This window comes from Pseudomonas sp. NPDC079367 (assembly GCF_044542195.1).
Classification (GTDB): Bacteria; Pseudomonadota; Gammaproteobacteria; order Pseudomonadales; family Pseudomonadaceae; genus Aquipseudomonas.
This window is the reverse complement of the sequence record NZ_JBITTW010000002.1, coordinates 141190-165489: the sequence shown is the minus strand read 5'-3', so window position 1 is coordinate 165489 and position 24300 is coordinate 141190. Positions and strand designations below refer to the sequence as shown.

General features: G+C 60.9%; 22 protein-coding genes and 1 pseudogene. 6 read left to right on the top strand and 17 right to left on the bottom strand.

The annotated features are described in order from the left end of the window. Positions 1-195, top strand: a pseudogene (locus ACIGDJ_RS05630) (hypothetical protein); the annotation flags it as partial. 70 nt (positions 196-265) lie between these two features. Here ACIGDJ_RS05630 and ACIGDJ_RS05625 read toward each other — a convergent pair. Next, on the bottom strand, positions 266-1348 hold the full coding sequence (locus ACIGDJ_RS05625; RefSeq protein ID WP_101159203.1) for a DUF1615 domain-containing protein: 1083 nt from the start codon (positions 1346-1348) through the stop codon (positions 266-268). A 271-nt stretch (positions 1349-1619) separates the two neighbouring features. On the opposite strand from ACIGDJ_RS05625, the gene ACIGDJ_RS05620 reads away from it, so the two are divergent. Then, positions 1620-3824: a TonB-dependent receptor gene (locus ACIGDJ_RS05620; protein WP_397478787.1), complete on the top strand. Its 2205-nt coding sequence runs from the start codon at positions 1620-1622 to the stop codon at positions 3822-3824. A gap of 122 nt (positions 3825-3946) precedes the next feature. On the opposite strand, the gene hemB is transcribed toward ACIGDJ_RS05620, so the two are convergent. Both hemB and ACIGDJ_RS05610 read right to left on the bottom strand, forming a co-directional pair. Continuing rightward, positions 3947-4921 (bottom strand): porphobilinogen synthase, encoded by a 975-nt coding sequence (hemB, locus tag ACIGDJ_RS05615; RefSeq protein WP_016775388.1) that lies wholly within the window; start codon positions 4919-4921, stop codon positions 3947-3949. 223 nt (positions 4922-5144) lie between these two features. Then, positions 5145-5843, bottom strand: coding sequence for a glutathione binding-like protein (locus ACIGDJ_RS05610; RefSeq protein ID WP_122611212.1), 699 nt, complete (start codon positions 5841-5843; stop codon positions 5145-5147). A 282-nt stretch (positions 5844-6125) separates the two neighbouring features. On the opposite strand from ACIGDJ_RS05610, the gene ACIGDJ_RS05605 reads away from it, so the two are divergent. After that, positions 6126-6800, top strand: a complete 675-nt coding sequence (locus ACIGDJ_RS05605) for a histidine phosphatase family protein (RefSeq protein ID WP_313001937.1) — start codon at positions 6126-6128, stop codon at positions 6798-6800. Positions 6801-6844: 44 nt separating this feature from the next. Here the strand turns inward: ACIGDJ_RS05605 and mnmH are convergent, their stop codons facing one another. The 10 genes from mnmH to ACIGDJ_RS05555 form a co-directional block, all read right to left on the bottom strand. Next, positions 6845-7948, bottom strand: coding sequence for a tRNA 2-selenouridine(34) synthase MnmH (mnmH, locus tag ACIGDJ_RS05600; RefSeq protein ID WP_397478786.1), 1104 nt, complete (start codon positions 7946-7948; stop codon positions 6845-6847). After that, complete coding sequence (gene selD, locus ACIGDJ_RS05595) at positions 7948-8982, bottom strand: selenide, water dikinase SelD (protein ID WP_039763432.1); 1035 nt, start codon at positions 8980-8982, stop codon at positions 7948-7950. The genes mnmH and selD overlap by 1 nt, the downstream gene beginning before the upstream one ends. Positions 8983-9154: 172 nt before the next feature. Then, positions 9155-10264: a hypothetical protein gene (locus ACIGDJ_RS05590; RefSeq protein ID WP_397478785.1), complete on the bottom strand. Its 1110-nt coding sequence runs from the start codon at positions 10262-10264 to the stop codon at positions 9155-9157. Between the two features lie 230 nt (positions 10265-10494). Next, positions 10495-11610: a hypothetical protein gene (locus ACIGDJ_RS05585; protein ID WP_397478784.1), complete on the bottom strand. Its 1116-nt coding sequence runs from the start codon at positions 11608-11610 to the stop codon at positions 10495-10497. After that, positions 11600-15184: a toxin VasX gene (locus ACIGDJ_RS05580; protein ID WP_397478783.1), complete on the bottom strand. Its 3585-nt coding sequence runs from the start codon at positions 15182-15184 to the stop codon at positions 11600-11602. The genes ACIGDJ_RS05585 and ACIGDJ_RS05580 overlap by 11 nt, the downstream gene beginning before the upstream one ends. After that, positions 15181-16047, bottom strand: a complete 867-nt coding sequence (locus ACIGDJ_RS05575) for a DUF4123 domain-containing protein (protein WP_397478782.1) — start codon at positions 16045-16047, stop codon at positions 15181-15183. The genes ACIGDJ_RS05580 and ACIGDJ_RS05575 overlap by 4 nt, the downstream gene beginning before the upstream one ends. After that, complete coding sequence (gene tssI / locus ACIGDJ_RS05570) at positions 16044-18047, bottom strand: type VI secretion system tip protein TssI/VgrG (RefSeq protein ID WP_397478781.1); 2004 nt, start codon at positions 18045-18047, stop codon at positions 16044-16046. The genes ACIGDJ_RS05575 and tssI overlap by 4 nt, the downstream gene beginning before the upstream one ends. A 203-nt stretch (positions 18048-18250) precedes the next feature. Then, positions 18251-19207: a zinc-binding alcohol dehydrogenase family protein gene (locus ACIGDJ_RS05565; protein WP_313006103.1), complete on the bottom strand. Its 957-nt coding sequence runs from the start codon at positions 19205-19207 to the stop codon at positions 18251-18253. A gap of 31 nt (positions 19208-19238) precedes the next feature. Further along, complete coding sequence (locus ACIGDJ_RS05560) at positions 19239-19412, bottom strand: DUF1427 family protein (RefSeq protein ID WP_073471384.1); 174 nt, start codon at positions 19410-19412, stop codon at positions 19239-19241. A 127-nt stretch (positions 19413-19539) separates the two neighbouring features. Further along, positions 19540-20313, bottom strand: a complete 774-nt coding sequence (locus tag ACIGDJ_RS05555; protein WP_101159001.1) for a helix-turn-helix domain-containing protein — start codon at positions 20311-20313, stop codon at positions 19540-19542. 146 nt (positions 20314-20459) lie between these two features. On the opposite strand from ACIGDJ_RS05555, the gene ACIGDJ_RS05550 reads away from it, so the two are divergent. Both ACIGDJ_RS05550 and ACIGDJ_RS05545 read left to right on the top strand, forming a co-directional pair. Then, positions 20460-20687, top strand: coding sequence for a DUF6555 family protein (locus tag ACIGDJ_RS05550; RefSeq protein ID WP_101159002.1), 228 nt, complete (start codon positions 20460-20462; stop codon positions 20685-20687). A 49-nt stretch (positions 20688-20736) separates the two neighbouring features. Next, positions 20737-21009: a hypothetical protein gene (locus tag ACIGDJ_RS05545; RefSeq protein ID WP_397478780.1), complete on the top strand. Its 273-nt coding sequence runs from the start codon at positions 20737-20739 to the stop codon at positions 21007-21009. A 22-nt stretch (positions 21010-21031) separates the two neighbouring features. Here ACIGDJ_RS05545 and ACIGDJ_RS05540 read toward each other — a convergent pair whose 3' ends face one another. The 3 genes from ACIGDJ_RS05540 to ACIGDJ_RS05530 form a co-directional block, all read right to left on the bottom strand. After that, positions 21032-21199, bottom strand: coding sequence for a metallothionein (locus tag ACIGDJ_RS05540; protein ID WP_101159004.1), 168 nt, complete (start codon positions 21197-21199; stop codon positions 21032-21034). A 201-nt stretch (positions 21200-21400) separates the two neighbouring features. Continuing rightward, entirely contained in the window at positions 21401-21853 is a 453-nt protein-coding gene (locus tag ACIGDJ_RS05535) for a DMT family transporter (RefSeq protein WP_101159005.1), read from the bottom strand. 3 nt (positions 21854-21856) lie between these two features. Beyond that, entirely contained in the window at positions 21857-22342 is a 486-nt protein-coding gene (locus tag ACIGDJ_RS05530) for a DMT family transporter (protein WP_122508353.1), read from the bottom strand. Positions 22343-22455: 113 nt separating this feature from the next. Between ACIGDJ_RS05530 and ACIGDJ_RS05525 the strand changes: the two genes are divergently transcribed. After that, positions 22456-23391: a LysR family transcriptional regulator gene (locus ACIGDJ_RS05525; RefSeq protein ID WP_313006091.1), complete on the top strand. Its 936-nt coding sequence runs from the start codon at positions 22456-22458 to the stop codon at positions 23389-23391. A gap of 125 nt (positions 23392-23516) precedes the next feature. Here the strand turns inward: ACIGDJ_RS05525 and ACIGDJ_RS05520 are convergent, their stop codons facing one another. Beyond that, entirely contained in the window at positions 23517-24272 is a 756-nt protein-coding gene (locus tag ACIGDJ_RS05520) for a methyl-accepting chemotaxis protein (protein WP_397478790.1), read from the bottom strand. Between the last annotated feature and the right edge of the window lie 28 nt (positions 24273-24300).

The window sequence follows — 24300 nt, the reverse complement described above, 5'->3', positions numbered from 1 at the left end:
GATGGTTCCGATCGCCTGCAAGGCAACACCGTCGCTGCTGATGGTTCCGATCGCCTGAAAGGCAACACCGTCGCTGCTGATGGTTCCGATCGCCTGCAAGGCAACACCGTCGCTGCTGATGGTTCCGATCGCCTGAAAGGCAACACCGTCGCCGAAGGTGGTTCGGATCGCCTGATCGAACGTCGCGTTGCCTGAATGCATCGCTTTACGCGCAACACCGCAGAGAAACCCGGCTCCCGCAGCCGGGTTTTTTATGTCTGTGGCATCAGCCGGCCCTGGCCATGCAGCGTTTGTAACGCTCGTCCACGCGCTTGGCGAACCAGGCTGTAGTGAGTTTGCGGGTGATCTTCGGACTCTGCAGCACAATCCCCGGCAATACCGCGCGCGGTAACGCCTTGCCTTCGGCCCGCTCCGCCAGTTCGAACACGCGCTGATAGAGTTTGGTCTCTTCGAATTCCAGGGTTTTGCCTTTCTCCAATTGATCGCGAATCGTCGGGTTGCGCATGCCCAGCGATTTGCCGAGGGTGCGCACCGCCAGTTCGGTGCTGCCGGGCATGATCGAGTCGTAGCGAATCAGGTCGCCATCCAGCGTCAGGGGAATGCCGGAAGCGCGGCTGACCGCGTTCTGGAATGCAGCATTGCGGCTGGCGTACCAACCGGCGTTGAAATCGGCAAAGCGATACAGCGGCTCGCGGTAATTGACCGGGTAACCGAGCAAATGGGCGATGCCGAAATACATGCCGCCGCGCCGGCTGAACACTTCACGGCGGATCGTGCCGTCCACCGGGTACGGATAATCCTTGGCGTGCGCCTCGGCAAATTCGATGCTGACCTGCATCGGCCCGCCGGTGTGCACCGGGTTGAAACCGCCGAACAGCGTGCGCCCCATGGGCACCATGCCAATGAAGTCGTCGAAAATGGCACTCAACTCTTTCTCACTGCGTGCCGCACTCAGGCGTTCGCTGTAGCTCTTGCCATTGGGCGAGCGCACTTGCAGAGCGCCGCTGACCAGCAGGCCGGGGATGTGCACCTTGGCAGCGCGGCGATCGATCTCATCGCGAGCAATCTTGCCCAGACCGGGCACCGTCGGGTCGGCCTGGAAAGTGGATTCCTGCTCGGCCACGGCCAGTACCGAACACAGATTTTGCGTCGTGGTGTTGATGCCTTGCGCGGCGAACGCGGCGTAAATGTCCGTGGCCCAGCCCTGACGATCGGCAGTTTTGGCCGGCAACAGGCGAACGATTTCCGCCTTCACTTCGGCCGGCGGACGCGGCGCCGGTTCGTTGCTGCGCTGGCTGGCGCAACCGGCGAGCAGCAGCACGGCGCCAACAGTAATGAGTAATCGCATGTTGCTCCATCCAATCAAATTAGCCACGACACCATACACAACCCCTGTAGGAGCTGCCGCAGGCTGCGATCTTTTGATCTTGATGTTGACCTTGATCTGCAAAAAGCAAGATCAAAAGATCGCAGCCTTCGGCAGCTCCTACGACGGATGACAAACTGATTGCAAAACGTTACTGCGAAACTCTATCATTTGCGCCTGGAGTCGCATTAGCGCAAGGAGTTCCGCGCCGCCCTTTATTTATTCATTGGCCGCTCGCCTCCAGGTATTCGACATGCCCGCTTCAGCTCGACTCGGCGCTCCGTTCCGCCCGACTTTGCTCGCCCTGCTGTGCTCCCTGACCGTCACCGCCCACGCCGCTGAGAACAACAGCAAAGAGCTGGTGCTCGACGACGTCAACATCAATGCCCAGGCCCCTGCTCCCAACGCCCTGCCCCCGGTCTACGCGGGCGGTCAGGTCGCGCGCGGTGGACAGTTGGGCGTGCTCGGCAACCAGGACATGATGGACGTGCCGTTCAGCGCGGCGTCGTACACCGAGCAGCTGATCCAGGACCAGCAGGCGGAAAATGTCGCCGACGTGCTGCTCAACGATTCTTCCGTGCGCCAGGCCTCGGGCTTCTCCAACCAGGCGCAGGTCTTCATGATTCGCGGCCTGCCACTCAATGGCGACGACATTTCCTATAACGGCCTGTACGGCGTGTTGCCCCGGCAGATCATTTCCACCGATGCGCTGGAGCGCGTGGAAGTGTTCAAAGGCCCCAACGCTTTCATCAACGGCGTGACCCCGACCGGTTCCGGCATCGGCGGCGGCGTCAACCTGCAACCCAAGCGCGCCGGCGACGTGCCGCTGCGTCGTTACACCACCGACATCAACAGCGAAGGCCGGATCGGCCACCACTTCGATATCGGCCAGCGTTTCGGTGAAGACAACCGCTTCGGCGCGCGGGTCAACCTGTCGCAGCGCGAAGGCGACACCGGCATCGATCACGAGAACCAGCGCTCGAAACTGTTCGCCATCGGCCTCGACTATCGCGGCGACGCGCTGCGGATTTCCGGCGACTTTGCCTATCAGAAGGAACGCGTCAACGGTGGCCGCAGCTCGGTCAACCTCGGCACCGCCACGCACATTCCGGACGCGCCATCGGCGGACACCAACTACGCGCCGAAGTGGGGCTACACCGATATCGAAGACACCTTCGGCATGCTCCGCGCCGAGTACGACCTCAACGACAACTGGACCGCTTACGCCGCTGGCGGCGCCAAGCACACCCGCGAGGTCGGTCGCTACAACTCGACCACACTGGTTGGCAACAGCGGCGCGTCGTTCACCACCGGCTCGTTCGTCCCGCATGACGAGGACAACACCAGCGTCATGGCCGGTCTGAACGGCAAATTCAACACCGGGCCAGTCAGCCACAAGCTGAATTTCGGCCTGACCGGGATCTGGGCCGAGCAGCGCAGTGCTTATGACTTCGACCTGACCCGCTATTCGAACAACATCTATCACCCGATCACCCCTCCGGCGCCGGTCGGCAACTTCTCTGGCGGCGATCTCAACGATCCGGGCATCGTCGGCAAGACCTTCAACCGCAGCGTGGCGATTTCCGACACCCTCGGCTTCTTCGACGATCGCCTGCTGGTCACCGCCGGCCTGCGTCGCCAGCAACTGGTCGTGCAGGGTTACAGCTACGCCAGTTACGGCAGTGGCCCGCGCTCGTCGAGCTACGACGAATCGATCACCACGCCGGTGTACGGCATCGTATTCAAGCCGTGGGAACATGTGTCGCTCTACGCCAACCACATCGAAGGCCTGGCCCAAGGGCCGACCTCGCCGACCAGCAGCGGCGGTTTTCGCGTGACCAACGGCAACGAAGTCTATGCACCGAAACGCTCCAAACAGACCGAACTGGGCGTAAAAGTCGACATGGGCACCTACGGCGCGAGCCTCGGGGTTTATCGCATCGAACAGCCAAGCGACGGCTACTGCGAAATCAACAGTCCGACCACATGCACTTACGTCCGCGAAGGCGAGCAGATCAACAAAGGCGTGGAGATGAACGTGTTCGGCGAGCCGCTCGACGGCCTGCGCCTGATCAGCGGCCTGACGTTGATGGACACCGAGCTGAAAAACACCCTCAACGGCGCCAACGACGGCAACCACGCCATCGGCGTACCGACCTTCCAGTTCAACGCTGGCGTCGACTGGGACGTACCGGGCCTGCAAGGCGTCGCGCTGAACGCGCGGATGCTGCGCACCGGCGGGCAATACGCCGATGCGGCGAATAACCTCAGCCTGCCGACGTGGAACCGCTTCGACGCGGGCGCGCGTTATGCGTTCAAGGTGTCGGAGAAGGACGTGACCGTGCGGTTCGGCGTCGAGAACGTGGCGAACAAGAAGTACTGGGAATCGGCTCAGGGCGGCTACCTGACCCAGGGCGAACCGCGAGTGGCGAAGTTGTCGGGGACGATCGACTTCTAAGCGTCATCGCGTCGTAAAAAAGGCCCCGCAGCTTCACGGTTGCGGGGCCTTTCTGGTTTTTGTGGTGCTTGATCCGGCTTCTTCGCGAGCAGGCTCGCTCCCACAGGGGTACGAAGTGCGGCTTAGATCCCGGCGAGTGCCAGATCCATCGCAAAGTAGGTGAAGATCAGATCCGCCCCGGCACGCTTGATTGCGCCAAGGCTTTCGCGGACCACGCGATCCTCATCGATCGCGCCGGCCTGGGCGCCGAACTTGATCATCGCGTACTCGCCGCTGACCTGATACGCCGCCAATGGCAGGTTCGAGGCCTGGCGAATGTCGCGGATGATATCGAGGTAGGCGCCGGCCGGTTTGACCATCAGCGCATCGGCACCTTCCTGCTCATCGAGCAGCGATTCGCGCAGGGCTTCGCGGCGGTTCATCGGGTTCATCTGATAGCTTTTGCGATCGCCCTTGAGCGCGCTGCCGCCAGCCTCGCGGAACGGGCCGTACAGTGCCGAAGCGAATTTGGTCGAGTAGGCCATGATCGGAATCTGCGTGAAGCCGGCAGCGTCGAGCGCCTGGCGAATCGCCCGCACCTGGCCGTCCATCGCCGCCGAGGGCGCAATCACGTCAGCACCGGCGCGGGCGGCCGCTACGGCTTGTTTGCCGAGGTTGATCAGGGTCTGGTCGTTGTCGACTTCGTGGTTGTGCATCACGCCGCAATGGCCGTGATCGGTGTATTCGCAGAAGCAGGTGTCGGACATCACGATCATTTCCGGCACGGCGTCCTTGGCAATGCGCGACATGCGCGACACCAGCCCGTCTTCGCGCCAGGTGTCACTGCCGTTGGCATCGAGATGATGGGACACGCCAAAGGTCATCACCGACTTGATGCCGGCGCGGGCGTAGCGCTCGATTTCGCTGGCCAGTTTGCGCTCGGGAATGCGCTGCACGCCGGGCATGCTGGTGATCGGCACGAAGTCGTCGATGTCTTCCTCGACGAAGATCGGCAGGACCAGATCGTTCAGACTGAACTCGGTTTCCTGGAACAGACTGCGCAGGCTCGCATTGCGGCGCAGACGGCGGGGACGTGCTTCGGGGAACTGACTGGACATGGGGCCTTTCCTGAAAACAGCGGATGAGACGAAAGTCGTAGGGGGCGAAGCTTATGCCTTGCGGCGGGTACGGGACAAACCTGGATCAATCAAGAGAGCGTTACCGCAGGTGCAATAATCCCTGTAGGAGCTGCCGAAGGCTGCGATCTTTTGACTTTGATCCTAAAAAACAAGATCAAGAGATCGCAGCCTTCGGCAGCTCCTACAAGGGGAACGCGGTGGGTCAGGACGGGATGGTCAGGCCACGAATGACGGCCGGACGCGCGAGAAACCGCTCCAGCACCCGGGTGACATTGGGGAAATTCTGAATCCCGACCAGATCCCCGGCCTCATAGAAGCCAAGCAGATTGCGCACCCACGGGAACGTGGCGATATCGGCGATGGTGTAACGCTCGCCCATGATCCAGTCGCGACCCTCGAGGCGGGTGTTGAGCACGTTAAGCAGGCGTTTGCTTTCCTCGACATAACGATCACGCGGGCGCTTGTCCTCGTAATCCTTGCCGGCGAATTTGTTGAAGAAGCCGAGCTGGCCGAACATCGGGCCGATGCCGCCCATCTGCCACATCAGCCATTGAATGGTCTCGTAGCGCAGCGCGCCTTCCTGAGCGAGCAACTGGCCGCTCTTGTCGGCCAAATAGATCAAGATGGCGCCGGATTCGAACAGCGGCAGCGGCTTGTCTTCAGGGCCATGCGGGTCGAGGATCGCCGGAATCTTGTTGTTCGGATTCAGCGAGAGAAACTCTGCCGAAGTCTGGTCGTTGGTGTCGAAACCGACGCGGTGCGGCTCATACGGCAAGCCGATCTCTTCGAGCATGATCGACACTTTGACGCCGTTGGGGGTCGGCAGGGAGTAGAGCTGAATCCAGTCCGGGTACTGCGCCGGCCATTTCTGAGTAATCGGGAATGCAGACAGATCGGTCATTGGAAGCATCCAGTCACAAATTGAAAACCGATCATAAAGTAGGCCTGCCGCTGCGCCTACACGAACCGTAACATCCTGTCGCTAACCTGCCTGCATGCCCGCAAAGGTTGCCGCTAGAGTGCTGCGCACTGGCCTGGAACGAACCAAACGGCGTTACAGGACTCTGAGTTATGCCTTTCTCGCAGAGGAAGCTGTTCACGACAGGGAAACACCCGGTGCTGGGAGCCCGCGGTGCCAAGGTTTGTCAGCCTTAACCGATTTTGCTGAAGAACCCTCGAATTGATGACGAACCTGATGAGTTTCGCCAAACGTTTCAAACATCGCGCGTACGTGGCCCTGCCCTCCCTGCTGGCAGTCAGCGCGCTTTTTCTGTCTCTCGAATCCAGCGAAAGCCGTGCACAACCGGCGGACGGCACGCAGACGCTGGTGTTCCTGCGCCACGCGGAAAAACCCGAAGGCGGCCTCGGCCAGCTCAACTGCCAGGGCCTGAACCGCGCCATCGACCTGTCGACGCTGCTGCCGGAAAAATTCGGCAAGGCCGATTACGTGTTCGCCGCCAACCCGACGCGCAACGTCGAGGAAGGCGAGCTGGACAATTCCTACAGCTACATTCGTCCGCTGATGACCATCAGCCCTGCCGCGATCAAGCTTGGCCTGCCGGTGAACATCGAGTTCTCCGCCAACGACACCAGCGATCTGGCCCGCGAGCTGCTGAGCGAGAAGTACCACAACTCGACGATCTACACCGCCTGGTCCCATGGCTACCTGCCGGATCTGATCAACAAGGTTGCCGGCAACGCAGTGGGCGAGCGGCAGAAGATCACCGATGACTGGGCCGGCGATGATTTCGACTCGTTGTATGTACTGACCCTGAAATGGCACAACGGCAAGGCCAGTTTGCAGAGCCGTAGCTACAAGCAGGGGCTGGATAACGGCAAGGACACCTGCCCGACCTGAGTTTTGTAGCGCCTGACCTCGCGAAGAGGTCAGGCGCTTGCGCCTCAAGCCTTCTGGCTCACCCGCCCGCGCAAATACTCGATCACCGCCCCCTGCTCCCCAGCGAACTCGATCCGCCCGCCCTTCTTCTCGCGCTGGAACACATACATCGGGTCGTAATACTCACGCAGCAAACCCTCGATCCAGCCGCGATGCAGGTCCACCGCGCCGCTGCGACCCTGCTCGGCCAACGCCTGTTCCATCAACACCAGCATCCGCGAATGGCGTTCCCCGCCAAGGCGTTTCTGCACATTGTTGAGGCTTTCCAGCAGACGCTCGGAGAACAGCGCAAACCCTTTGTCAGCGTGGACCGAGGCAAACTCCGCCGACAGATCGATGACGTAATCGCGCAGGATCCGTTCGACACGATCCTCGAAACGATCTTCCAGCCAGGCCATCGGGTACTGCTGCATGCCCTGATACAGCGGCAGCGGCAAGGCACAACTGCCAACGACGCGGCTCTCGTCTTCGAGCACAAACTGCTCGATACCGGCAGCGCGCTTCTTCAGGAAGTCGATGGCCAGGCGATTCTCGAAATCGATGTTCGACGGCTGCCCGGTGGCGCGTTTGCCAAAACTGGAGCCGCGATGGTTGGCGTGGCCTTCCAGATCCACACCGTTGCGCAATTGCACCAGCACTTCGGTCTTGCCGGTCCCGGTCATGCCGCCGAGCAAAACGAAATCACACTGCGCGATGGCCTGCTCAAGGGTATCGATCAAAAAGCTGCGCATCGCCTTGTAGCCGCCACCGACGCGCGGATAGTCGATACCGGCCTCATCGCGCAGCCACTGCTGGGTGATTTGCGAGCGCAGACCACCGCGAAAACAGTACAAGTAACCATCGGGATGAGCCCGGGCGAAGTCGGCCCAGGCCTGGATGCGCTCGGCCTTGACTGCGCCGGACACCAGTTGATGGCCCAGCTCGATCGCCGCCTGTTGGCCATGCTGCTTGTAGCAAGTGCCGATCTTCTGCCGTTCCAGATCATTCATCAGCGGCAGGTTGACCACGCCGGGGAACGCGCCTTTGTGAAACTCGACCGGCGCGCGGGCATCCATCATTGGCCGGTCGTTGAGGAAGATATCGCGGTAGTCGGTGCAGTCGCGGAGCATCAAATCACCTCGACTGCGTTCGTCTGTCGCTCAACCAGTTCGCCGATCGGCGCAAGGTTCAGGCCCAGTTCGGCGGCGACGCCGAGGAACTCGTCATTGCCTTCAGGCGTGACCGCAATCAGCAGACCGCCGCTGGTCTGCGGATCGCACAGCACGCGTTTGTGCAACTCCTGCACGCGGCCAACCTTGCTCGAATAGCTGTCGAAGTTGCGCAGCGTACCGCCCGGCACGCAGCCCTGATCGAGGTAGTACTCGACGCTGTCCAGACGCGGCACGCGGTCATAGGCGATGCGCGCAGTCAACTGGCTGCCGTCGGCCATTTCCACCAGATGCCCGAGCAGGCCGAAACCGGTGACGTCAGTCATCGCCGTAACGCCGGCGAGTTTGCCGAAACGGCTGCCGGGCTTGTTAAGGGTGCACATCCAGTCACGTGCGACACCGACATCGGCAGCGCGCAATTTGCCCTTCTTTTCGGCGGTGGTGAGGATGCCGATGCCCAGCGGTTTGGTCAGGTACAACAGGCAACCGGCGGTAGCGGTGTCGTTGCGCTTCATGTGGCGCTTTTCCACAAGGCCGGTGACGGCGAGGCCGAAGATCGGCTCCGGCGCATCGATCGAATGCCCCCCCGCCAACGGGATGCCCGCCGCGTCACACACCGAACGACCGCCACGAATCACTTCCCGCGCCACTTCCGGCGCCAGCACATTCACCGGCCAGCCGAGAATCGCGATCGCCATCAACGGATCGCCACCCATCGCGTAGATATCGCTGATCGCGTTGGTCGCGGCGATGCGGCCGAAGTCGAACGGGTCATCGACAATCGGCATGAAAAAATCGGTGGTCGACACCACACCGCGCTCGGCATCGATCTCGTAAACCGCCGCGTCGTCGCGCGATGCGTTGCCGACCCAGAGTTTTGGATCAAGGTTTTGTGCGCCGCTGCCGGCGAGGATCACTTCCAGCACCTGCGGGGAAATCTTGCAGCCACAGCCGGCGCCATGGCTGTATTGGGTCAGACGAATCGGCTCGCTCATGGGAGAGTCTCTGGCAATGAATGGGGCGGATTCTAGCAGAGCGCGAGCGCGCAGATTCTTGTGCTGACCGAGCGACGCCTTGGCGGGCAGGCTCGCTCCCACATTTGTAGCGCGATGCCCTGTGGGAGCGCGCCTGCGCGCGAAAGGAATCGAAACTGCCTGCATCACTCCGTCAGCCCCGCCTGCCAACCTCAGCAAAAATCTGCGTAATCGGCCGATGCGGCTGGCGCTTGTGCATACGCCGCACTTGTTCAATCAGTCGCAACAACTCTTCACTGGGCTTGGCCCATTGTTCTTCGGGCAGCGGCTCGGACCATTCGCGCATTACCTCCGGCAGCGCCTGCTTGCCGATTCTTTCCAGACGGCGCACTTCCCATTCGACCAAACGGTTGGGAATCGTCCATAAAGTCATGACGTGATACAGGTACCAAAAGAACCCCGACAGCCGCGAGCGGCGTCCTTCACGAATCTGCTGGTGCATCCGCGCGCGGGCGTTACGGAAAGTGTGCAGGCCTTCGTGGGGTGGGTCGTCCGGGCCTTGAAGATCCTGCAAATCCTGGATCGATTTGAGGTCGTTGACTTCGTACTCCATGTAGCCGCGAATCGCTTCCCAATGGCTGATCGCGAGCTGCAGGCCGGCGCATTGGAATTCCTGGCTTATGAGATTTTCACCTTGATAGAAACCGATGCCCATGCCGTATTGGCGGTGGATGCCGAATTGGGTGGCGCCCTTGGCTTCGATGATCCATGCGCTGAGTGATTCCCATGGAACAAAGACTGGTTCGGTGGCGCCTTCGGGCATGAAGCAGACTTCGCGGCGTTGGCGGTTGAAGCGGGTCGGGATGAGGGAGAGGCGTTTTTTGTGGACGTGGTGCCAGACGCCGAGGCCAATAAGAAGGATCGAGGGGCCGCAGATTAATTGGTTCTTGTAAGCCTCTTCGAATACACCAATCATTGATTCCCAAATGGCCCCGTTTCCATAGCCAAAAATAATACCTAGCAAGCCGGTAAATAAAGGAAATAAAACAATGATCATAAAGGCGCCTGCGGTTGGCGCGCCGAGAATTACCTGCCACGAAAATACCTCTGGCAGTCCAAGCCCAAAGTCCATGTATGCTTCGTTTAAATCCCCAATGTGAGGCCCATAAGGCGGCATTGCTGTAGGTAATGGCAACGGTGCGAGATAGGTAATCTTCCCGCTTGGGAACGGCTCAATATCGCCCGCTTTTTTAACCCTCTCATATTCCGAACTAGAAAGAGGATTACTGCGATTATTCAGCATGGTCAGCCCATTCGAGATAGTGAGTTTCTACCAGTAGAACCATCGGGTTTTCCTTGACCCAGCCGGGAGCACCAACTGAGACATGGCCGCCATCCCGAGGGTCTACACCTCGGCCAAGATCAACCGAAACATCCGCATCCAGCGCGGTCCCCTGTGGGAGCGAGCCTGCTCGCGAAGGCGCTCAAACAGGCAAAAAACCTCCCTCCCTCTGGTCACAAAACTGCTCTGCATCAGTCCACAGCCCGCCTGCAAACCTCAGCGAAAATCTGCGTAACCGGCCGATGCGGCTGGCGCTTGTGCATACGCCGCACTTGTTCACTCAGCCGCAGCAACTCTTCGCTGGGCTTGGCCCATTGCTCTTTCGGCAATGGCTCGGACCATTCGCGCATAACTTCCGGCAGCGCCTGCTTGCCGATTCTTTCCAGACGCCGCACTTCCCATTCGACCAAACGGTTTGGAATCGTCCATAAAGTCATGACGTGATACAGGTACCAAAAAAATCCCGACAGCCGCGAGCGGCGGCCTTCACGGATCTGCTGGTGCATCCGCGCGCGGGCGTTACGAAAAGTGTGCAGGCCTTCGTGGGGTGGGTCGTCCGGGCCTTGCAGATCCTGCAAATCCTGAATCGATTTGAGGTCGTTGACTTCGTACTCCATGTAACCGCGAATTGCTTCCCAATGGCTGATCGCGAGCTCCAGGCCGGCGCATTGGAATTCAAGACTGGTGAGGGTATCGCCGTGATGAAAACCGATGCCCATGCCGTATTGGCGATGGATGCCGAACTGGGTGGCGCCTTTGGCTTCGATGATCCACGCGGACAGCGATTCCCAAGGGACGAAGACTGGTTCAGTGGCGCCCTCGGGCATGAAGCAGACTTCGCGGCGTTGGCGGTTGAAGCGGGTTGGGATGAGAGAGAGGCGTTTTTTGTGGACGTGGTGCCAGACGCCCAGGCCGATGAGGAGCGTAAAAGGCCCCGTCAATAGAATGTTCTCGCGAGCCTCTTCGAAGATGGCAAGCATTGACTCCCATATGGCTTCTTGACCATAGCCGAAAATAATCCCTAAAAAGCCAGTAATAATCGGAAATAAAAAAAGCACCGAGAACGACGTAGCAAATGGCCCACCCAGAGTCATTTGCCACATGAAAACTTCCGGCTGGCCTAATCCGAAGTCCATGTAAACATCATTGAGTTCACCGATATGCGGGCCATAAGGTGGCATCGGCGTGGGCAATGGCAACGGTGCGAGATAGGTAATTTTCCCGCTTGGGAACGGCGCCACATCCCCCGCTCTTCTAATCACCTCACATTGCGCAGTAGCAAGAGGCTCATCGTGATTATTTAGCATGGTCAACCCATTCGAGGTATTGAGTTTCTACCAGCAGTACCGGAGGGTTTTCCTTGACCGAGCCGGGAACAACAACGGCAAAATGGCCGGTATCCCGAGGGTCGATATGTATGACACGGGTTCGGGATGCCCACTCGCCATTGCCATTAACAGCTTGAATACATACGGCAAGTTCGAGCGTTTCCTTTGCAGGCACGTACTCAGAGTCGGGACGGACGGGGTATTGAAGGCAAAGTACCAAACCATCTGGCGATGACTTTGCGATTCGCAGACTGCTCAATATCTCCTCACTGATGACTTCCCTGCGCACTTGCGGCACACCGCGACCATGCAGCGGTAGAACAAGTCGATGGGCGCCGATTCCCAAGCGATGGGTCGGTTTACCGTTCAACGGCGGCAGAAGATCATTTAGCGCCAGCCTCGGCAAAACCAAATGAATATCGCTGGGCTTGGCGCCAAATAGTAAGGTCTTCAGCCAAGTGTCACCGGGATCAGGTCCCGATTGGGCATAAGGAGCGTGTATTAAAAAAGCGAGATAACTTTGATAGTCATCCAGGGAGTGGTCACCGCGCATCTCTTCATCACGGCTCCAGGGCGTGATTTTCAACCACTTGTCGTGGGCAGAGAGGTTGTAACGATTGAACAGCCACGTTCCGACGAACTCCAGCACGGTGAACAACGCACCGGCCAAATTGAAGCGAAAGAACACTAAAGAAAGACGTGTACCAGCGGCAGCCCAGGCGACTGTCCGTGCCGCATTGTTTTGGGCATTAATTATTTTATAGCCAGCAAACAGCGTTTCACTTAAACCGTATGTGTTGGCGGACGCCATGCCGCCAGCGCCCAGCGTCGCAAGTGCAGCCCCGGTTTGCGCCGAGTGATCTCCGCTACGAACAGCTTCCTGCCAATTGCGTCTGTGATTGTTAAAACTGTTAACAGATGACAGTAGACCGAAGGTGTAAGTGAATCCCCCCAACCCCACATGCAACTTCCCCACTTGCACACGAACCTGTTGCAACGCTTCAAGCTGCAAACTCCCGACAAGACTCGTGCTGCGAGCCCTTAACGCTGTATCTGCAAGCCCCTGTGCAGCGGTAAATCCGGCTGCGCCTGTCGCGGCCAGAGCCGCAAAAAATTCCGCTCGTTTCTTCCCATCCCTCGTCTGCTTCATCACCGCCCGATAAGCCCCCACCAAATTCACCACCTGCACCAACACCACCAACAACCCCATCCCCTCCGTCCGCACCAGACTCGCCTTCGAAACTCCCGCCACCCCCGCACGAATATTCTCCAGCAACCCGCGCAATTCCCCGTGCTGCGCCGGCGGAAACACCACCGTCACGCCCGCTTTCGCCGGTGTGGCGCCATACAGTCGCGCCGAGCGATCAGGCACCTCATCAATCGGGCTTAACGCTGCCGCCAGTCTTCCTTCGAACAAGGCCAGTTGCGTGCGCACGCGGACGATTTCCTGCTGCAATTCCATCGCCCGGGCAGTTTTGTGGCCCTGGCGGTTTTTGTTGTGGGTGAGTTGGTTGCGTTCGCGGTTGAGGGTTTTCAGGTAGTCGCGTTCGCGCAGCACTTCCTTGATCGTGGCTTGCAGCGCCGCTTGCTCCGCCGGGGTGGACACGGTGAAGGTCACGCCGCTGGTTCGCGCGGCGTCGAAGACGCGCAGGCGCAGGGCTTTGGGCAAGCGCTGGAACAGCTCGTCGAGGTCGGGGATTTTCTCGCCGGCAAGATCAAAGCCTTCCAGCGCCCGGCTCAGGCCGAGGTTCAGCGCCGGGCTGTAGGTGTCCTGCACGGCATCGGCGAGCACGCGGCTGTGTGCCGGCAGATCGTCGAGGGCCGGCAGCTGCGGCTGCTCGATGCTCTGCAATTTGGCCAGCCAGTCCGGCAGGTTGTTGAACATCGCCATGCCGGCGTTGAACAGCGTTGAATATTGCCCGGCCTGTTCGGTCTGCAAACGCAGCGGCAAGGTGTAGAACAGCGGGCGGGTCAGTTGCGGGTGTTGCTCGAGGTATCCGAGCATTTGCTCATTGGCCGCGTCGCTGCGGCCGATGTCCTTGAGGCAGGCGTATTCGCTGGCGAAAGCCTGATCGATCTGCACTTGGCCGTCGAAATACCACGCCGAGCGATGGAAACGCCCGGCGCACAGCAGTTGCGCGCGATCGGCGGTGATGCGTTCGAGCAGGCGATTCCAGCGTCCGAGGTTGTCGCGATGACTGTTCAGCACCTCGTCCATGGCCGGGCGGTCGATCAGGTCGTTGATGCCGCGTTTGCCGCTGAGCAGCGGGCCGTCGAGCACGTCTTTCATGCGCCGGTTCTGATCCTTGCCGAGCTCGACCAGTGTGCTCAGGTGGCGCTCGACGACCTCGGCGGGGGCGACTTCGAGAAAATATTCGCGGGTGTAAAAGCGCCGATCCGCCTCGGCGGTGACGCGAGCGTGCGCGGTGAAATCCGGGGCGACGCCATCAAAGCGGTTCAGCGCCAACGACTCGTCCAAAGCCTTTTCGCGCTGTTGCTGCAGTTCAGGTCGAGCCTGAGTATCTGCCGGGACAACCTCACCACCCTTGTTCAAATACTCGAGCAGCGCCTGCCGAGTATTTTCCCGATCCGCTTCGGGCAATTGCTCCAGTTCAGCAAACAATGCCTGGGCGCGCGGATCGTCGCTGGCCTTGGCCAGGGTGTCAAAATCCTGAGCGCCGAGCTGGCTCAGCGACTCGATGTAACTGGCCAGCAGATAGTCGCGCTCGTTGTTGTCAGTGTTGCTCCACTGCTCGATCCAGCCGACCACCAGGTCCTGATAATCGGCCAGATCGCGCATCACCCCGAGGTCGTCGTTGACCAGCAGAAACAGCGTGTCGTCCTGATAAGGTCCGCGCACCCGGCCAAGAAATTCGCCGATATGCGCCTCGCGAAAACGCCGTGGGTTTTCCCACAGATAGGGTTCGCGTTCGTGCTCCGGCGCGTCGCTGACCTGCACCGTCGGCATCCGCGTGGCGTCTGCCTCGGCCAGCGGTTTTGGCGTGCAGGCCACTTCCGCCAGCCACTGTTTTGCCTGGGCCACGGTGAGCAGATGCTCGCCGCCGATCAGACAATGCACCGGGCCAAGATCGACCGCCTGCATGAAGTGCTCGCGTTCCTCCGCGCTGTCCAGCACCTGTCGGCATTTCGCCGCGCTCAACTGCACGTCGGCAAAGGTCACGTAGAGGGTGCTTTTGCGTGAAAAGATCAACGCCGGACGTTCTTCGATGGCGCTGCGCTGATCCTCGCTGACGCTTTTGCCGCGATGCAGCAATGCGCTGATGACGCCTTCCAGCACGCGGTATTCGTAGAGCTCACCGCTGAGGCTGTCGACGATGTACAGCCAACCGTCGCGCAGGCGGCGGATGCCCATGGGGCGCGTGGTCAGGGTGTACGGCAGCGTGAGTTCGGTGCCGGGGTCGAAGGGTTTTTCCACCAGGCCGTACGCGAGGGGCAACAGTTGCACGTGGGTGTTGCGCAAGGGGCAGGCGGCTGGCGCACCAATGGGCGCTTTCGAGGCGGCTAACGCATCGAGGTTGGCGGAGTGGTTCATGATTGATGTCTCTCAGAGGCCCATCGAAAGGCTATTGCAGCGGCAATCGCAACGCGCTCGCCGGGTGATTGCAGCGAAGGTGTGTTCATCAGCTGATGGATCTGCGGATGCCGACTGCACGCAGCATCGTCCAGCCATGCCACCACGTTGGCGTACAGCAGAATCTCGGACGGGCTGCTCAAGGCAAGCTCGCTGGCATGGGCGTGGATGCGTTCCAGCACTTGCCAGCGTTCAACTGCCGTGTCCCCGGCATGAAAGTCAGGAAAGTGCTTGAGCAGGTGCGTATCAATGTCGAGCAACACCCGCCGCCGATCCACCCGATCCAGCGCGGCATCCTGCTCGACACTCAACCGATACGGCACCACCAGCGCCCCACCCTGCCCGTGCCGAGGTCGCTGACAGTGCCAGACTTGCCGCGCACCATCCGCCGTGACCACGCACCCCAGAGGCCCGAACAGACTCGCATCGCCGCTGGCAAACAGCGCCTGCGCCACGGCGGCATCCGCCAGCCGCAACAACACCGGCGAGCCGACCGGCAACTCGACGATCAGCAACTGGCGCAAGTGCGCGACGATTTCATGCGCCGGCGCGGCGCTGAACAACAGCACGCCCCATTCCTGTTGGGCGTGCTGGCGATAAAACCGCGCCACCGGATCGTCAGCGTCAGCGAGCGCCACCAGCAGCGGCGATACGTCACGCAAAGCCGAAAACGGTGGCTGGTCGTACAGCGCGAAAGCGTTGGCGGCGGGGTCGAGCCTTCGCAGTTGCGCCGGCAAATCGGTGATCGTCGCACCGTCGAGCAGCACAAACGCCTGCTGCTCATCCCACGGCAAACCTTCAGGCCAATCCGTCAGAAGCTTCATGCCTGGGCCGCCTCGCAGATCAGGCAACGCGAGGTCCGCGTGGTCAGCAACGCATGACGTTGCTGCACGGCATCGAACGTCGCCTTGAGCAACGGCGCGGCACCCGGCAGCAACGGCTCGGCTGGCAGGGACACCGCTGGCACCCCTCCCTGGACAATCGGCGTACTGCTGAAAATTCCTGCCGCCCCCACCGTCAACCAGTGCCCGCCGGCCGCCAGGGTTATCTGCATGCCGCTGTTGAGAACCACCTGCTCGCCCGCGCCGAAATGCAGCTGCTGCGCGGCACTGACGCGCTGGCTGGCCACCCGCACATGCCGCTCGCCCTGCACCCACAGATGATCGTCCTGCTTGAGTTCAGTCAGGCGATTGCCGTGCGTGAGGTGATGTTCCTCATCGCGCAACTCAACGCTTGAGACGCCGCCGATGACCTGACTGTGGAGGTTGTCGATCTGGATACGCAGGTCATTGAGCACGTGCTGAACGAAGTCGCGCTCCGCCCTGATGGAAATTTCTTCGGCGCCTTGCCTGTCCTCGATGCGCAATTCATTGTAACCACCGCCGCCGGGGCTGCTCTGGCTGCGCCAGATACTGCGCGTCTGTTGCGCCGGCAGGTCCAGTGGCAACGGGGTCTCGGCGTTGGGCAGGCAGGCCAGCAAATGCGGTTTGTCCGGATCACCATCGGTGAATCCCACCAGCACTTCCATGCCGACCCGCGGAATCTGCACGCTGCCGTAGCGGTCATGTGCCCAGGCGGTGGCCACGCGCAGCCAGCAACTTGATTGTTCATCGCGCTGGCCGTCTCGATCCCAGAGCATTTGCACTTTAACGCGACCGTACGGATCGCTGTAGATCTCCTTCCCGGGCGGGCCGGTCACCACCGCCAACTGGCTGCCACTCACGCGCGGTTTGCCATGCTTGAGCTTGGGGCGAAACACCACATCCCACGGTGTCGCGACGAAATGGTTGCGGTAGCCCTGACTGAACCCATCAGCGTCGGCCTGCTCGGTGAACGCTTCCTCAAGCACTTGTGGCTGTCGGCCGATGTGCTCAACCTCGGTCAGCAGCCATAAATCGTTGCAGTCGGCGCGTGAATAATCCGCCATGGTCATGAAGCTACCGCCGCGCATCAGCGCCTGGTTACTTCGCCCGCTGGCCAGACGATAGTCGGCACCATGGCGCTCCAGCGCACGCTGGCTGAGGTGCTTGCCGCGATCGCGATGGGTGAACTGGCCGGGAAACTCATAATCCTCAAGCAGCGGAGCCCGCGCTGCACTGGCCTTGGCGTCCAATTGCACTGCGGGCTTTTCGAAGTGATAGTCGCGGCGCTCGACGAGATTGGAGCGCGGCTCCAGGCGCACAGTGAACTGGTCGATAACCGGCGCATCGGCAACCAGGCCGTTGCCCTGCACATAGCGCGTCGTCACGTCGTGTTTGAGAAATGCCGTTTGATCATCGCCGAACACCAACAGGTGCGCCTCACGGCGGTGGCGGAAGTGAAAGTGCAAGCCCTCCTCTTCGCACAGCCTCTGGATAAAGTGCAGATCCGATTCCTGGTATTGCACGCAATACACCCGCTCCGGGTACTCGGCGCTGAGCTGAAAATGCCAGGCATCGGCCTGCATGCCGTGATCGCCCAACACATTGGCGATGATCTGCGGCACGCTCAGGTTCTGGAAGATCCGCTGATTGCGCCGATGCGCGAGGTAGGCAAGATGCGGCGCCAAGGTGATCTGGTAACGGCTCAGCCGAGCACCGCAATCGCTTTGACCGACCCGATAGACCAGACCGTGCATGCCGCTGCCGTCGGCACCAAAACAGAGGAAGGCCGGCCGATGCAGCAGGTCTTGCAGATCGAGATCGGGGCGCTCGCTGACCAGCTCGAGATTGAGTTCGTAGGTCTGGTTGAGCGCTTCCCGGGTTCGGAAGCTGAACACTTGAAGATCATGGGAAACGCCCTCGATATCGAGGGTAAAAACAACGGGCCTTCCAGCGATGCGCATCCACCTGTCCCTGTGTCTGATTGAAAGACAGGACTGTGCAACGGCGCGATGCAACGGGTGAAGTCAGACCTTTCCCTTTTTCGCCGGCTCGCGAGCGAACCGGAGGCGGCTGACAAGGGATCGACCGGGATCCTACGGAAATGATCCCGGATCGCATGCCCTTTCAATGTGGAAGCGAGCTGCTCGTCCAGGGCGTGGGCGGGTCAGGGCAGCAAAATGATCTTGTCGCCACCGCCCTGATTGACCTCGGCATAGCGCGCCACTCCCTCAGCCAGCGGCACTTGCACCAAGCCCTGCGGCAGCGGCAAGCGATCCTCATCGAAGAACCGCCCGAACTGCTCGAGCATCGCGGCGCACGCCTCAACGCCGTACAACAAAGAGTTGATGCCGACCACCGAGCCGCCCTTGCGATACAGCGCCAGCGCCGGCAGTTGCACATGGCCGTCGACCGGCGCGGCGATAATGGCGATGCGACCGAAAGTGGCCAGTGCCGCGACCGAGGCCGGCAGCCAGAAACCTGTGGTGTCGACGATCACATCAGCGCCGCCGCGATACACGGCATTGACCTGCGCACCGAGGTCTTCAGGCTTTTCCAGTTGAATCGTCTGATAGCCCTGCTTCTGCAAATCTGCTACCTGCCCGGGCCGGCGCGCCGCCGCCAGCAATTGCGCGCCGCGCACTTTTGCCAGCGCCAAAGCCGCTGTGGCCACTGCCCCGCCGCCGATCACCAATAACCGCGTGTCGGCGCTGACCAGGCTACGTTCCAGCGCATCCCACGCCGTGGTGTACGGCACGCCGAGGCTGGCCGCCTGGGCGAAACTCAGGTGCGCCGGTTTGTGCGCCACACCGCTGGCCGGCAGTTTGACGAATTGCGCATGAGCACCGTCGGCGAAGAAGCCCAGCTCGCGCCCGGTGCCCCAGACTTCCTGACCGATCACTGCTTGCGGCCCCTCGACCACCACCCCGGCAAAATCCCGCCCCGGAACCCGTGGCAAAGTGGTGTAAGGGAAACGGCCGAGGACGTTTTTCACATCGCTGGGATTGAGGCCGGCAGCCTTGATCTGCACCAACACTTCATCGGCACCGGGCACCGGGGTCGGGACGTCGACGAAACGCAGGGAAGACAGGTCGCCGGTCTGATCGAATTGCAACGCTTTCATGGGCACATCCACCGAAAGGAAAAAAGGAAATTCAGGACAACCAGCCCGCGACCAGCTGCCGGCCCAGCGGCCACAACTGCTCACCGGCCAACATGCCGAGCAGACCGACCAGCGCGATCGCCGGGGGTGCGGGAGAACGAAAATCGAGCGCGCCGTAGAGCAGGCCGACGCCCAGGCCAATGGCCAGAGAAATGAGGTAGTTCATGGGGAACTCCGCCGCAACAAGTGATGGGCAGAGTCTAGGGAAACGGGCGGAGCGCTATCGGCCAAGGACTTCTGAATTTCGGACAAATGACTGGCGCACCGCAAAAACCCTGTGGGAGCGGGCTTGGTTAATCGTGTTCTACAGCAAATTGCGAAGGCGCCACGCCCAGCTCCCGGCGAAACATGTCGCTGAAGCTGCTCGGCGAGTAGCCCAAATCGCGAGCGATGACGCTCACCGCCACGCCCTGAATCAACGCTGCCACCGCTGTGGCCAACTGCACCTGCCGCCGCCATTCGGCGAAGCCCATGCCGAGGCTGTCCTTGAACAGCCGCGCCAACGTACGCACGCTGGCCCCGGCATTTTCCGCATGCTGCTCGAACGGAATCTCCAGCGACGGCGCGGCCATCACCGCGTGGCAAAGATTCATCAGACGCCGGTCGGACTCATCCGGCAGCGGGATCTTCAGTTGCGAACGCCTTGCCCGCCGCAACTCCAGCAACGCCAGACCGACCAGTGCCTCGTAATACTCAACCTCGCCGTCATCGCCCTGCGCCACCAGCCCGACGATCAACTCGCGCAGCAAACCGCCGACTTCGATCACCTGCACCGTCGCATCCAGCGTCGCCGCCAGCGCCGGGCGCAGGTAGATATTGCGCATCTGCAAATCCGACACCACGCGAATCCCGTGCGGCACCCCGGGCGGCAACCACACCGCCCGCTGCGGCGGTACCACCAGCGCTTCGTGCGGGGTTTCCACCCACATCACTCCGCTCATCGCATACAGCAACTGGCCCCAGACATGCTCGTGCGGCTCGATGAACAGGCCTCGCGGATACGTCCGCGCCAGCGGTTGCACGGGCACATCGGTGTCGGTCAGATCAGGGGGCGCGGCGAGGGCCATGGCGAGTGTTCACAGGGGGCTGGCGAAGCCGCCATGGTAACCAGCGCGCCCCGCCCTCGCCAACGGGAGATACCGTCGGACAATCCGAATGAATTTTCCCGGCACAGCGCGATCCGTTTAATACCACAGGGAGGAATTCGGGCTTTATGAACAACGCAAAACTTTACGTCATCGACTACACACTGCATGGCACCCCCAAGACGTTCATTATCCGCTCGGACAAAATGGACAACGCCGAAGCCTGGCATTGGGCAAGCTGCGACGCGGGCGTGGGTCGCATCCCGCGCTTTGGCCGCGAGAAAGTGCAAAAGACCAGCAAACCGATGGCAGAAAAATTCGGCCTGCAAAACGTCACCTGGCGCCAGACCAACTGACCCCACCGCCTTCACCGCAGGCTTGGCAAATCGACAGGGAGAATCGACGATGACCGACACTTATCACCCGGCCCGACTGGATTACGGCCTGACCACGTTCTTCGGCCAGATCACCAAAACGGTGGCTTGCGAGGTCGCGCTGGAAACGGTCGCTGATGATCCTTACCGCTTCACCTTGTGCTTGCAGGCACCGGTGCCGGAAGACCTCGACCAGGCGAAGATTGTGGTGATCAAGGTTCAGGGACGAACATTGCAGGGTACGGTGAGACACTTTGAACGACGGGACGACAACAGTCTGAAAATGGAAGTGGAGCCTGATTAGGCTCCACTTTTTTTGGCCGTGCCTATTTCGGATGAGCGCAGCCGCAGCCCTTCATCGCACACTCTTCGCCGTCCTTGTGATGGTGAGCGCAAGCCTCGCAGCAATAGTGTTTACCGTGTACAGCGTAGGAATGATCGCCCTCTTTGAGGGTGCAGTTGCAGCCGGGGCAGTCGCATTTTTTATCGGACATGGGACAGACTCCTTCAGTGGTGGTTGTCTGGGGCTTGCGAGCAAGCCGTAGGGGACAGTGTAGAAGGTGGTTTTGCAGGAGTGTTCAGGGTGTGGGCGACGCAGAGAGATGGCAATAGCAAAAGATCGCAGCCTTCGGCAGCGCCTACACACAATGAGCATTAGCTTCAGCAGATATACACACGTATCCGAATTCATCCGATCACTGCGCCTGCCGCGAACTCCGATACATAAACACCAGAGCCGCCGCCAAACACACCATCGCCAGGATCCTGCTCGAAGACAATTCGATCGCCGGGTTCCCCAACCAGCCAAAATTGTCGATCAACATCCCCATCCCCAACTGCCCGACAATCACCGCCACCGTCGCCACAGCTGTCCCGACCACAGGCACCGCGCCGACCATCACCATCATGTACACCACGCCAAACAGCGCCCCGGTCAACTGCCACTTCGGCACCTCAAGCAGACTCACCGCCTGCGCCGGCTCGAAAAACAGAATCAACAACCCGGTCACCACCGCGCCCACCGCAAAGGTCAGCAAACTGGAACGCAGCACGCCAACCGTCTCACCCAAACGCCCATTGATCGCGGCCTGCACACTGAGCACCGCACCGGCCAATACCACCACTGCCAACAAAATCACCAGACCCATCAATCACCCCCGCGCAATCAGAACCAAAGCCACCACAATCAAGCCCAACGCCAGCCAGCGCTCGCCGTTGACCTTCTTGCGCGTCGCGCCGAACCAGCCGAAATGATCGATCAATACGCTCTTGCCGACCTGACCGGACAAAATCGCAATCATCGTCATGGCAATGCCGATGTGCGGGGTCGCCAGCGTCAGGACCACCACGTAGATCGGCCCGAGGAATCCGCCGATCAACTGCCAGCGCGGCAGCTCGGTCAACGCAGGACCTTTCTGTGGACCGGCGAACAGCAACAGCAAAAACAGAATCGCCGAACCCACGCCGAAGATGCTCAACGTCGCCCACAAATGCCCGACCTGCTCACCCAGCGGCCCAAGCAGCCCGGCCTCAACCGACAAACCCATGCCGGCGAGAATGACCAGCGGCAGCAACAGCAGACGCAACACCGATCGCTTGACCGGCGCCGCCACTACCCCTTCATTCAACGTCTGCATACACAACCTTCCACGCTCATAAACAATGGCGCGGATTATCGGCTGGTGTCGCTGTGCGATAAATGGGAGCATCCGGACAACACTTTTGCGCAACACGCACAGCGAGACACAGCATGCACGGGCTCAACGAACTCGGATTCAAAGCGTTAAGGCTGTTCGTGGCGGTCCTCGACCACGGCAGTTTTTCCGAAGTCGCCCGCCGCGAAGGCGTCGCGCCCTCCTCCATTTCGCGGCAGATCCAGTTGATGGAACAGGCGCTGAACCAGCAATTGCTCTACCGCCACACCCGCGCGGTCACACCGACCGAAGCCGGACGCACGCTCGGCCACCATGCACGCTTGCTACTGGTGCAACTGGAAGAAGCCGAACAGGCGTTGCAGGAGCAGCAAAGCGAACCCACCGGACTGGTGCGCATCAACGCGCCGGTGGTGTTCGGCCAGCGCCATCTGACACCGTGGCTGGGCGAGCTCTGCGCGCGCTATCCGAAACTGCAACTGGACATCCAGCAAACCGACCATTATGTCGACCCGCTACAGGAAGGCGCCGACCTGCTGTTTCGCATCGGCGCGCTGCATGATTCGAGCATGCAGGCACGCATTCTGGCACCGCACCGCTTCCAGGTCGCCGCCAGCCCTGCCTATCTGCAACGCCGCGGCACGCCGCAGCATCCCGACGAACTCGCGCAACACCAGTGCCTGGCCTACAAAGGTGCGGCGGGTCAGCAGCGCTGGTTTTTCCGCCGTGACAGCGAGGACTGGACGCCGTACACGGTCAGAGGCCCGATCACCGGCAACCACGCCGACACCCTCACCCAGGCCGCTCAGCAAGGGCTCGGGCTGGTGATGTTTCCGTCGTGGCTGATTGGCGAAGCGGTGCGCGCAGGCACGCTGGTGCCGGTGCTGGGGGAGTATCAGGTGTCGAACAGTCTGGAGCCGCAGCAGATCGCCGTGCTGTGGCCGGGGAGCCGACGGCTGTCGGTGAAGGTAAGGACGGTGATTGATTTTTTTGTCGAGTGCTTTGGCGAAGTGCCCTATTGGGACAGACCTTAAGCCCACTCGATCCCATTGTAGGAGCTGCCGAAGGCTGCGATCTTTTGATCTGCCTGTGAAAGATCAACAGACCAAGATCAAAAGATCGCAGCCTTCGGCAGCTCCTACAGGGGATTGCGGACGCGTCAGATACGGAACTGCCCGACCAGCTTGCCCAATCGCTGCCCCAAGTCCGCCAGACTGCGCGAGGTCTGCGCACCCAGTTGCGTTTCATCGGCGACGCTGTCCACCGCCACGGCAATCTGGTGCACGCTGCGGTTGATCTCTTCAGCCACTGCCGTCTGCTCTTCCGCGGCGCTGGCGATCTGCGCGTTCATCGAGTTGATCGTCGCAATCAATTGCGCCATCGCGTCCAGCGACGCGCCGGCCTGATTGGCTTGCTGTGACGTGCCGTCGCCGGCTTCGCTGGAGCGGCGCATCGCCTCCACAGCCTGCTGCGTGCCCGCTTGCAAGCGGTCGATCATGCCCTGAATTTCCTGGGTGCTGATCTGCGTGCGGCTGGCCAGCGCGCGAACTTCGTCGGCCACCACCGCAAAGCCGCGCCCGGCCTCACCGGCCCGCGCCGCTTCGATCGCGGCGTTGAGCGCCAGCAGATTGGTCTGCTCGGCGATCGAACGGATCACCCCAAGCACGCCGACAATCGAACTGACGTCCTGCTGCAGGCTGTCCAGCGACACGCCGCTGTTGCGGATGTCATCGACCAGCGCATGAATCTGTTTGATGCTGCCTGCCACCACGCGCTTGGCGCTCTGGCCTTCTTCATCAGTCTGCTGGGCGGCGACGGCGGCGTTCTGTGCGCTCTTCGCCACTTCCTGGGCGGCGGCGGACATTTCGTTGATCGCCGTGGCGACCTGATCGGTTTCGTGGCGCTGACGCTCCATGGCCTGATCGGAACGCTGCGCCTGTTCC